Source organism: Pseudomonas sp. FSL R10-1339 (assembly GCF_009600545.1).
Taxonomy (GTDB): Bacteria; Pseudomonadota; Gammaproteobacteria; order Pseudomonadales; family Pseudomonadaceae; genus Aquipseudomonas; species Aquipseudomonas bubulae.
The window spans coordinates 1-9,513 of the sequence record NZ_WIVQ01000127.1 but is presented as its reverse complement, the minus strand read 5'-3'; the positions used below and the strand labels follow the sequence as shown (position 1 = coordinate 9,513).

8 protein-coding genes are annotated in these 9,513 nt (G+C 60.1%); 3 read left to right on the top strand and 5 right to left on the bottom strand.

Features of this window, described 5'->3' with window-relative positions; all coding sequences use genetic code 11:
- Nucleotides 1-833 (top strand): acetyl-CoA C-acyltransferase (locus GHO03_RS22370; protein WP_153400552.1); only part of this gene is annotated, 833 nt, incomplete at its 5' end.
- A gap of 74 nt (nucleotides 834-907) precedes the next feature.
- Here GHO03_RS22370 and ycaC read toward each other — a convergent pair.
- Together ycaC and GHO03_RS22360 are read right to left on the bottom strand one after the other, a co-directional pair.
- Nucleotides 908-1,534 (bottom strand): isochorismate family cysteine hydrolase YcaC, encoded by a 627-nt coding sequence (gene ycaC / locus GHO03_RS22365; protein WP_095002456.1) that lies wholly within the window; start codon nucleotides 1,532-1,534, stop codon nucleotides 908-910.
- A gap of 81 nt (nucleotides 1,535-1,615) precedes the next feature.
- Nucleotides 1,616-2,482 carry a pirin family protein gene (locus GHO03_RS22360; RefSeq protein ID WP_095018879.1) on the bottom strand — a complete coding sequence of 289 codons (867 nt, stop codon included), beginning with the start codon at nucleotides 2,480-2,482 and terminating at the stop codon, nucleotides 1,616-1,618.
- A 250-nt stretch (nucleotides 2,483-2,732) separates the two neighbouring features.
- On the opposite strand from GHO03_RS22360, the gene GHO03_RS22355 reads away from it, so the two are divergent.
- Nucleotides 2,733-5,207, top strand: a complete 2,475-nt coding sequence (locus tag GHO03_RS22355) for a TonB-dependent siderophore receptor (RefSeq protein ID WP_153400550.1) — start codon at nucleotides 2,733-2,735, stop codon at nucleotides 5,205-5,207.
- Between the two features lie 57 nt (nucleotides 5,208-5,264).
- On the opposite strand, the gene hcnC is transcribed toward GHO03_RS22355, so the two are convergent.
- From hcnC to hcnA, 3 genes are read right to left on the bottom strand one after another with little or no spacing between them, the layout of a single operon-like run.
- The gene (gene hcnC, locus GHO03_RS22350) at nucleotides 5,265-6,521 is read right to left on the bottom strand and encodes a cyanide-forming glycine dehydrogenase subunit HcnC (protein ID WP_095018877.1); all 1,257 of its coding nucleotides are present in this window, start codon (nucleotides 6,519-6,521) and stop codon (nucleotides 5,265-5,267) included.
- 1 nt (nucleotide 6,522) lies between these two features.
- The gene (gene hcnB / locus GHO03_RS22345) at nucleotides 6,523-7,920 is read right to left on the bottom strand and encodes a cyanide-forming glycine dehydrogenase subunit HcnB (RefSeq protein ID WP_153400549.1); all 1,398 of its coding nucleotides are present in this window, start codon (nucleotides 7,918-7,920) and stop codon (nucleotides 6,523-6,525) included.
- Nucleotides 7,917-8,234, bottom strand: a complete 318-nt coding sequence (gene hcnA, locus GHO03_RS22340) for a cyanide-forming glycine dehydrogenase subunit HcnA (RefSeq protein ID WP_095002425.1) — start codon at nucleotides 8,232-8,234, stop codon at nucleotides 7,917-7,919. Before hcnA ends, hcnB begins: the two co-directional genes overlap by 4 nt.
- Nucleotides 8,235-8,410: 176 nt before the next feature.
- Here hcnA and GHO03_RS22335 point away from each other — a divergent pair, with 176 nt between their 5' ends.
- Nucleotides 8,411-9,274, top strand: coding sequence for a LysR family transcriptional regulator (locus GHO03_RS22335; RefSeq protein WP_095002424.1), 864 nt, complete (start codon nucleotides 8,411-8,413; stop codon nucleotides 9,272-9,274).
- The last annotated feature ends 239 nt before the right edge of the window (nucleotides 9,275-9,513 follow it).

Sequence of the window (9,513 nt, the reverse complement as noted above, 5' to 3'; positions counted from 1 at the left end):
GGGCCGAAGCCATGAGCCGCGGCCCCTACCTGATGCCCGCCGCCCGCTGGGGTGCGCGCATGGGCGATACGCCAATGCTCGACTACATGCTGGGTATTTTGCACGACCCGTTCCACGGCATTCATATGGGTGTAACGGCCGAGAATATCGCCCAACGCAACAGCATCAGCCGCCAGGCCCAGGACGCTCTGGCGCTTGAAGACCAGCAACGCGCCGCCCGGGCTATCGAGCAAGGTTACTTCGACAGCCAGATCGCCACCGTCGAGGTACGCAGCCGCAAAGGCAGTGTGATGTTCAGCCAGGACGAGCACCCGCGGGCCACTACCCTGGAGCAGTTGGCGCTGATGAAGCCGGCCTTCAAGAAAGACGGCAGCGTGACTGCAGGCAATGCATCGGGGCTCAATGATGGGGCGGCGGCGCTGGTGCTGGCCACTGGCGCGGCAGTACTGGCGGGCAATCTTGCGCCGATGGCGCGGCTGGTGGCCTACGCCCATGCAGGGGTTGAACCCGAGCTGATGGGGTTGGGGCCGATACCGGCAACGCGGCTGGCATTGAAGCGGGCTGGCTTGAAGATCGGTGACATGGACGTGATCGAAGCCAACATTGCCTTCGCCGCCCAGGCGTGTGCCGTGATGCAGGAACTGGATATGGACCCGGCCAGGGTCAACCCCAACGGTTCGGGCATCGCCCTGGGCCACCCGGTGGGGGCCACGGGCGCGATCATCGCGACCAAGGCCATCCATGAACTGCATCGGACACAGGGTCGTTATGCCCTGGCGACCATGTGCATTGGCGGCGGCCAGGGCATAGCGGTGATTTTCGAACGGGTGTGAAACACGACCAAAACTCGTAGCAACTGCCGCCGAACGCAGCATCGTTCCTTCGGCAGCCGCTACGAGCCCAACGGTTATTTACCGGCTGTCAACGTGGAGTAGCTGGTGATCAGATTGCGATAGTCCGGGATATGGTTGGAGAACAGCGCGCCCAGGCCTTCAATGTCATTGCGCCAGTCGCGATGCAGCTCACAGGCCAGACCAAACCAGGTCATCAGTTGCGCACCCGAGGATGACATGCGATCCCAGGCCGAATGGCGGGTGATTTCGTTGAACGTACCCGACGCATCCGTCACCACAAACACCTCATAGCCTTCAGCCAGTGCCGACAGTGCCGGGAATGCCACGCAGACCTCAGTGACCACCCCTGCGATGATCAGTTGCTTTTTACCTGTTGCCTTGACCGCCTTGACAAAATCCTCGTTGTCCCAGGCATTGATCTGCCCCGGGCGGGCGATATAGGGCGCTTGCGGGAACAGCGCCTTCAACTCGGGCACCAGCGGGCCGTTGGGTCCGGTTTCGAAGCTGGTGGTCAAAATGGTCGGCAACTTGAAGTACTTGGCCAGATCAGCCAGCGCCAGCACGTTGTTCTTGAATTTGTCCGGTTCGATATCCCGCACCAGCGACAGCAAACCCGCCTGATGGTCCACCAACAAAACGGCGGCATTGTCCTTGTCCAAACGCTTGTAAGAAGTTGTCACAGGGTTTACCTCTCTGGGATAAGACAGAAAAGGCCAGGCCATGACCCTCATGGCCTGGCATTGCGCTTCGGTGCAGCATTGCTACGCGGGCATGCGGCCAAACTTGCCCGACTGGAAGTCCACAAACGCCTGATGGATTTCGGCGTCGGTGTTCATTACAAACGGCCCATGGCCCACGATCGGTTCGTCGATCGGCTCGCCGCTGAGGACCAGCAGCACGGCGTCGTTATTGGCTTCAAGGCGGATGCTCGAGCCATCACGCTCAAACAGCGCAAGCTGCCCTTCACGCACCACGTCCTGACCGTTGACCTCGACCGCCCCATGCAGCACCACCAGCGCAGTGTTGCGGCCCGGGTGCAGATCCAGCGTAGTCGACTTGCCCGCATTCAAGCGGATATCCCACACGTCGATCGGCGTAAAGGTATGGGCCGGGCCGCGTTTGCCATCGAACTCACCGGCAATCAGGCGCAAACGGCCGGCATCGTCCTTGAGCGCCAGGTCGGGGATGTCACGGTCGACGATGCCCTGATACCCCGGCGCGGCCATTTTGTCCTTTGCAGGCAGGTTGACCCATAGCTGCACCATCTCCAGCGGGCCGCCACTGCGGGCAAACGCCTCGGAATGGAACTCCTCGTGCAGGATGCCGGACGCTGCGGTCATCCACTGCACATCACCCGGGCCGATCACCCCGCCGTTGCCGGTGGAGTCACGGTGTTCCACTTCGCCCTTGTAGACGATGGTCACCGTTTCAAAACCACGGTGCGGGTGCTGGCCTACACCACGACGCTCTGTAGTGGGCGTGAACTCGGCTGGCCCGGCGTAATCCAGCAACAGAAACGGGCTGATGTGTTTGCCCATGCTGTCGTAGGAAAACATCGTGCGAACCGGAAAACCATCGCCGACCCAATGAGGGCGGGGGGCCTGATAAACACCAAGCATTTTTTTCATGTTGCACCTCCTGTAAATCATGGCAACAACTATAGATTCGCCGCACCCATAAGACTAGATAGGTTTTTTGGCACTGATCGTTCTATGGATGGAACAATTATTCCGCCCTGCATCAGCGGGTCAAGCCTGTAATAGCCGGAGCAAAACCAACTAAATCAGAAAGTTGTTTCTGGTTTATCAATCGTACTGCGTCTAATAACTATTCCTATTAACAAGAATGAAATTTCTTACTTCGGAGCCTAGGCACGCGATGCAACGACCCAACTTGAGCCGGACCCCTCTTTCGATCGCCACCCAACGCCGGACGGTACGTCACACCTTGCTGTCCAGTCCCCTGATGGCCTCGGTCATGCTGGGGGCATCCCTTGCCAGCGCGGCGCCGGTGGCCCTGAACATTCCGTCGCAAGCCCTGGCCAGCGCGCTGAATGAACTGGGCAAGCAGGCCAACCTGCAGATCCTCTACAGCCCGGATCAGGTGCAAGGCATCAAGTCGCGTCCAGTGAGCGGTTCGCTGGAGCCGGTCAAGGCACTGGAGTCACTGCTGCAGGGCAGCGGCATCTCGTATCAGCTCAACGGCGACACGGTGATTTTGAGCGCCCCCCAAGGCAAAGGTCTGGAACTGGGTGCAACCACTGTCACAGGCCAGGGCCTGGGCGACTCGCTGACCACCGAAGACACCCATTCCTATACCACCGGCGCCAGCAACAGCTCGACCAAACTGCCGCTGTCGATTCGCGAAACCCCGCAGACCGTCACAGTAGTCACCCGCCAACTGATGGACGATCAAGCCGCACAGAGCATCGGCGATGTACTGCGCAACGCGCCGGGCATTTCCACCCAGGCCTACGACAGCGACCGCATGGAGTACTCGGCCCGCGGCTATGCCATCACCAACTTTCAGTACGACGGGGTCAACACCCTGTATGACGGCGTGTTCGATGAAGGTGCGACCAAGGTCGATATGGCCCTGTATGACCGCGTTGATATCGTCAAGGGCGCTACCGGCCTGTTGTCCGGCTCGGGCGAGCCGTCGGCCACGGTCAACCTGATTCGCAAAAAACCGACCCGCGACTTCAAGGCATCGGTCACTGCCAGCGCGGGCTCGTGGGACAACTATCGCACCGAAGGTGATATCTCCGGGCCGTTGAATGACGATGGCAGCGTGCGCGGGCGAATGGTGGCGGTTTACCAGGATGCCGACTCGTACCGCGACCACTACTCACGTAAAAATGACGTGTTCTACGGCATCATCCAGGCCGACCTCACCCCCGATACCCTGTTCACCTTCGGCATGGACTACCAGAATATCAAGCCTCGCGGCTCGTCCTGGACCGGCAACCCGTATTACTTCTCCAACTACACCAAAACCGACTTCAGCCGCTCGTTCAACCCGGCCACCGACTGGAGCCGCCGCGACGTCCAGATCCAGTCCACCTTCGCCTCCCTGGAGCACCGTTTCGCCAATGACTGGAAAGTCAAAGGCACCCTCACCCAGCAAACCAACGACCACGACACCCTGCTGGGTTCGGCCAGCGGCGGGATGCCAGATCCGGTCACGGGTGACGGCATGTTCTTCTACTGGGGCCAGTGGGAAGGCCATCGCGTCCAGAACACCTTCGATATCAATGCGACCGGCCCGTTTACCCTGTTTGGCCGCGAACATGAACTGGTAGTGGGCGCAACCTCCCAGACCTCCCGCCAGACCGGCGCGACCTTCGACGGCAGCGAATTCCGTGAGCTGTCGAGCAGCATTTTTGACTGGAACGGCAAATACCCGAGACCGGACTTCCCGAAAAACGGCAAATACGAAACCAACCAAAATCAAAACAGCGCCTATATCGCCGCACGCTTCAAGCCGGCAGACGACTGGTCGATTATCCTTGGCAGCCGCGTAAGTGATTTCCAGTACAACAGCACCTACAAGTACTACGAGCAGACCAGCACGTTCCAGGACAACAAGACCACGGCAAAACAGCACGGCGAGGTGACGCCCTACGCCGGGGTTGTCTACGACATCAACGACAACTATTCGGTGTACGGCAGCTACACCTCGATCTACAAACCTCTTACCGAGCAGAGCAGTTCCGGTGCCACCCTGGCCACCACAGAAGGCAACAGCTACGAACTCGGTTTGAAGGGCGAGTACTTTGATGGCCGTTTGAATGCCAGTGCGGCCGTGTTCCGGACCGAACAGAAAAATGTACCGATTCAGGTCGGCACTAACGCCAACACCAACCTGGGCATTTATGAATCCCTTGATGGTGCGACCACCAACGGCATCGAGCTGGAACTGGCCGGTGAACTGATGCCGGACTGGAACCTGATCGCCGGCTACACCTACGCCCGCACCCGCTCTGATGATGGCGAACGTGTCTACGGCTACCCGCTGGAAACCACCAAGCCGGAAAACGTGGCGCGGTTGTTCACCACTTACCGCCTGCCGGGGGTGCTGAACAAAGTCACCGTGGGCGGTGGCGTGAACTGGCAAAGCCCGTTCTACGGCAAGATCTACAACGATGCCAAGGGCGACTACGACATCATCGAGCAGCACAGCTACGCGCTGGTCAACCTGATGACCCGCTACGAGTACAACGAACACCTGACGTTTAACCTCAACGCCAACAACGTGTTCGATAAAAAGTACCTGTCGGGGCTGGGTAACTTCAACACCACCTACTATGGCGAACCACGCAGCCTGATGCTGACGTCCAAGTACACCTTCTAAGTCAGCAGCGGCAACGAGCCTGCTCGCTAAGGCCAAGCGCATCGCGAGCAGACCGTGTCAGGCACTCACGGCTTTTTTCAGCGCCACCGGTTGCAAGTCAAAACGCTCCGCCAGAAACGGCGTGACCTCCAGCGGCAGCGGCTCTTGCCGCACCAGTGCGTCGAGCATGACACCGGTGATCGCCGAAGTCAGGATGCCGGTACGGAAATGCCCGCAGGCATTCAAATACCCCTCAATCCCCTTCATGGGCCCCAGGATCGGCAGCTCATCGGGGGAGCCTGGCCGCAACCCGGCCCAGGTACGCTTCAGGTTGGCGTCCTTGAGTTCGGGAATACAGCGCATCGCTCCCTGTACCAGCCCGGTGATTTCAGGGAAGGTGGTGGTCACGTCGAAGCCTTTGTCTTCGGTAGTGCTGCCAATCAGGATTTCGCCGTTGTCCTTTTGCGCCAGGTAGCAATCACTGGTGGTCAGGCAGCCGTTCAGCAACTTGGGCATGCGCTCGGTCAATACAATCTGCCCCTTGACCGGGGCCACAGGGATACTCAAGTCAGTGGCCATCACGCTGAGTTCTGCCGCCCAGGCGCCAGCGGCATTAATCAGGGTTTTGCAGTGGAACGCGCCCTGGCTGTCGGTGCGCACGCCGGTCACCTTGCTGCCCTGACGCATGACCTCGATGACGTTGGTGTTGAAGTACAGATCGACTCCATTTTGCCGGGCCCCTTCGGTGTAGGCATCGGTCAACCGGAACGGGCTCACCTGGTGATCGCACAAAAACTCCAGCGCACCTTGCGCATCGTGACTGACGCTCGGCTCCGCCTCGCGCAGGGCCGCCTGGTCGAGCCAGCGCACCTCATCGGCCAGATGCGGGATATTGGCGACAATATGCTCGGCATAGAGCCGGTCTTCATCGTCATAAATCACGTACTTGAGCCCGGTGCGCTCGAACTTGAAATCCATCCCGTGGTTTTCCAGCAGTTCCTTGTGCAATCCGGGGTACAAGGCATTGGATTGCAGGGCAAAGTCGAAAAAACACGCTGGCAGGATATGCGGGGTACTGGCGTCGACAATCACGGCCGAACCCTGGGCTTCACGCTTGCGTTCGGCAGACATCATGCGAAAAAAAATCACCCCGCAGCCCAGCCCCACGGACTCGCCGATGGCCCACAGCCCGCCTGCCGACGCGCGGCTGGCATTGCCGGGGCGCTTGCAGTCGATCAGGGCTATTTTAAGATCCTTGCGCCGGGACAGGTGATACGCACAGGAGGCGCCAATAACACCGCCACCGGCGATGACAACGTCATAGGTCTTGATCATGTCAGGCATCCTTACTCGCGTTGATAAAAGCCGAAAACGGCACGGGTTCCAGCGGGAATCGCGGGCGCAACCAGCCCACATCCTTGCGCCCGGTGGCTTCACGCAGGCGGTCACTGCAATAACCGACACACATGCGGCCCTGGCAGTCGCCCATGCTGATGCGTGTGCGCATTTTAAGGCTGGCCATGTCCTGCACGCCCTGGCTGAGCGCAAGGTCGATATCGGCGCGGGTGACATGCTCGCAACGGCATACCACCGTGTCGGCCTGGGGCAGATCGATCTGGCGCGTACCACGCCGGGTATAACGATCAATCCCGCCGCGAAAGCGCATGAGGGTGTTGAGCCTGGACAGGTACTCGCGGCGCTGTTCAAGCGCCTGTTTTGCACTCAGGACCCCACGCTGCTGCAAGATCGACAACGCGCCAATCCGCCCCGTGAGCATCGCTGCCTCGCCCCCGCGCATGCACGTGATATCACCGGCCAGGTGGATTGATGCCTGACTGCTCTGCTGCCAGTTATCGGCTTTGGCCGCCAGATAACCGTCGACGTTGTAAGCATGATCCAGACCCATCTGCTGGCTGAGCTGAGTGCGTGGAATAAAGCCATAACCCACCGCCAGGGTGCAGGCTTTCACCGCCTGCGCCTGGCTCATGTCGGCCTGCCAGGTGTTGGAATAGGGAGCCACGATCACTTCGCTCAGTTCCCCTTCGCCAAACGCCTGCACCACACCCCAGCCGTAATGCACGGCCACGCCATGGCGCTTGAGGTAAACCAGCATGCTCAGGCCGTCGAGGAACAACTGGGGCTGGTTGAGCAGCGCCAGGCTTTCCTTGGCAATGCGGCCAAACTCGCACGCTTCATATACCCCGGCCACTTCCACACCCGCTGCGTGCAACTGGCACGCCACCAGCATCAGCAAGGGCCCGGTGCCCGCAATCAGCGTCGGCCCACGGGGTTTGACAACACCACTTTTGATCTGCAGCTGCAGGCCACCCAGCATGATCACACCCGGGGTGGTCCAACCCGGGAACGGCACGCTGCGCTCATGGCAGCCAGCGGACAGCAGCAGTTGATCGAAGCCGATTTGCTGCAATTGCTCATGCTCATCCAGCACTTGCAGGCTTTGCTGACCTTGCCCGCCGACAACGCGATGGTTGAGGCGTACATCCACTGAGTGGGCAATGACCGAAAATTCGCCGTGCAACTTGTGCAGCGCAGCCTTGTAGCGTTCTCCCAGATAGTCGAGTTCGACACCGTCGCGCAAAGGCCCGCGATAAACTACACCACCCAGCCGCGAGGCTTCTTCGAACAACGTGCTTTGCACGCCATGCTGCGCCAGCTCTATTGCCGCCGACATCCCTGCCGGTCCGCCACCGACAATCACCGTACGGGCGCTCATAGCACCAGCTCCTGGCTGGCGACGCGGTTGATCCCGGTCTCGACCTGCATACCGGGCTTTACCACGGTCTGGCAGGCGCGACGCTTGTGCCTGCCATCGATATTCACCAGGCAGCAGTAGCACACGCCCATGCCGCAATAAGCGCCCGTCATCCGCCCGTGGTCGTTGCGCGACAGTTGCCGCACACCCACTGAGTTCAACACGCTGAGCACGGTTTCACCTTGAGCGGCATTGACTGGCTGACCATTGACCAGAATGGACATGTCGGCCTGCCTCAAGGGTTGAATATCGTACTGTCGCTTCAAGTCATCCATGTCTGTCATCCTTTTTATGTGGTGTTGCCCGGTCAATCACTGGCACCGGGTACCAGGGCCGACGACCTTAGCCTGCTCCTGAAAACAAACATTGATGCGTGCCAATAAACGTCGCGTTTCATGTGTTTTCCAGCCATTACCCTTACACTGCAAGCCCCTTGCACACTGGCGCGCTTATGGACCTCGACCTGGCCCGTACTTTCCTTGAAATTGTCCGCTACGGCAGCCTGGTGGGCGCGGCCGAAAAGCTGCACGTTACCCAGACGGCCGTGACCGCACGGGTACACAAGCTCGAAAGCCTGCTCGGCGTCACCCTGTTTACCCGCAACCGCGCCGGCGCAAAACTCACCCCCGAAGGCGAGGCCTTTGTGGTGTACGCCAACCAGTTGCTGCACACCTGGGAAGCCGCACGGCGCGATCTGCCGCGCCCCGAAGGCTTGCATCAGTTGCTGCATATCGGCGGGGAAGTCAGCCTGTGCAACCCGCTGATCCTCAACTGGGCCAAAGCCCTGCGTCAGCACCTCACCACCCATGCCTTGCGCATACAAATCAGCGATGCCGAACAATTACTGCGTCAGATCGAGATGGGCCTGCTGGATGCCGCGCTGGTCTATCAGCCCGCCTACTGGCCCGGTGTGCAAGTGGAGCAGTTGCTGGAGGAAAAACTGATCCAGATCCGCCGCCCCGAACAACCTGAACCTTATGTATACGTCGAATGGGGTGAGGGTTTTCGCCGCCAGCATGACGCCGCCCTGCCCGACAGGGCGCGAGCGGCCATCAGCTTCAACCTGGGCCCGGTGGCCTTGCATTACATCCTGGACAACGGCGGCAGCGGCTACTTCCGCACCCGTGTGGTCGAGCGCTATCTGGACAGCGGTGCCCTGGAACGGGTGCCCAAGGCCCCGGAATTCAGCTACCCCACCTACCTGGTGTACTCCCGCGAGCGTGACTGCGCAGCCTTGCAACAGGGCATCGCGCTGCTGCGCGAAATCGTCAGGCAGGACAGCGACTGGTCACAGCCCCGAGAGCCGGAAATTTAAGTCGCCAGGCGCCGGATGAAAGCTTTCAGCTTTGTGCCAGATCCCTTAGTCTGCGAGCGTTGAATCACCCATAAAAACAATACAGGTGGCACATGACCGACCTAACCCGGGCCAACGAAAGCTGGCTGACATCGCCGACCCATCAACAGTGGCTGCGCGATCAGGGCCAGGCGCTGGTGGATTTCGCCAAGGCCGCCCCCGTGCCCTGCGGCTTCGCCGCGCTCGACCCGTTCGGTCGC

Bases quoted from the DNA above. Each gene is read 5' to 3' on its own strand.
- hcnC (WP_095018877.1), bottom strand. From the start codon at position 6,521: ATGATCAAGACCTATGACGTTGTCATCGCCGGTGGCGGTGTTATTGGC.
- GHO03_RS22335 (WP_095002424.1), top strand. From the start codon at position 8,411: ATGGACCTCGACCTGGCCCGTACTTTCCTTGAAATTGTCCGCTACGGC.
- GHO03_RS22355 (WP_153400550.1), top strand. From the start codon at position 2,733: ATGCAACGACCCAACTTGAGCCGGACCCCTCTTTCGATCGCCACCCAA.
- GHO03_RS22360 (WP_095018879.1), bottom strand. From the start codon at position 2,482: ATGAAAAAAATGCTTGGTGTTTATCAGGCCCCCCGCCCTCATTGGGTC.
- hcnB (WP_153400549.1), bottom strand. From the start codon at position 7,920: ATGAGCGCCCGTACGGTGATTGTCGGTGGCGGACCGGCAGGGATGTCG.
- hcnA (WP_095002425.1), bottom strand. From the start codon at position 8,234: ATGGATGACTTGAAGCGACAGTACGATATTCAACCCTTGAGGCAGGCC.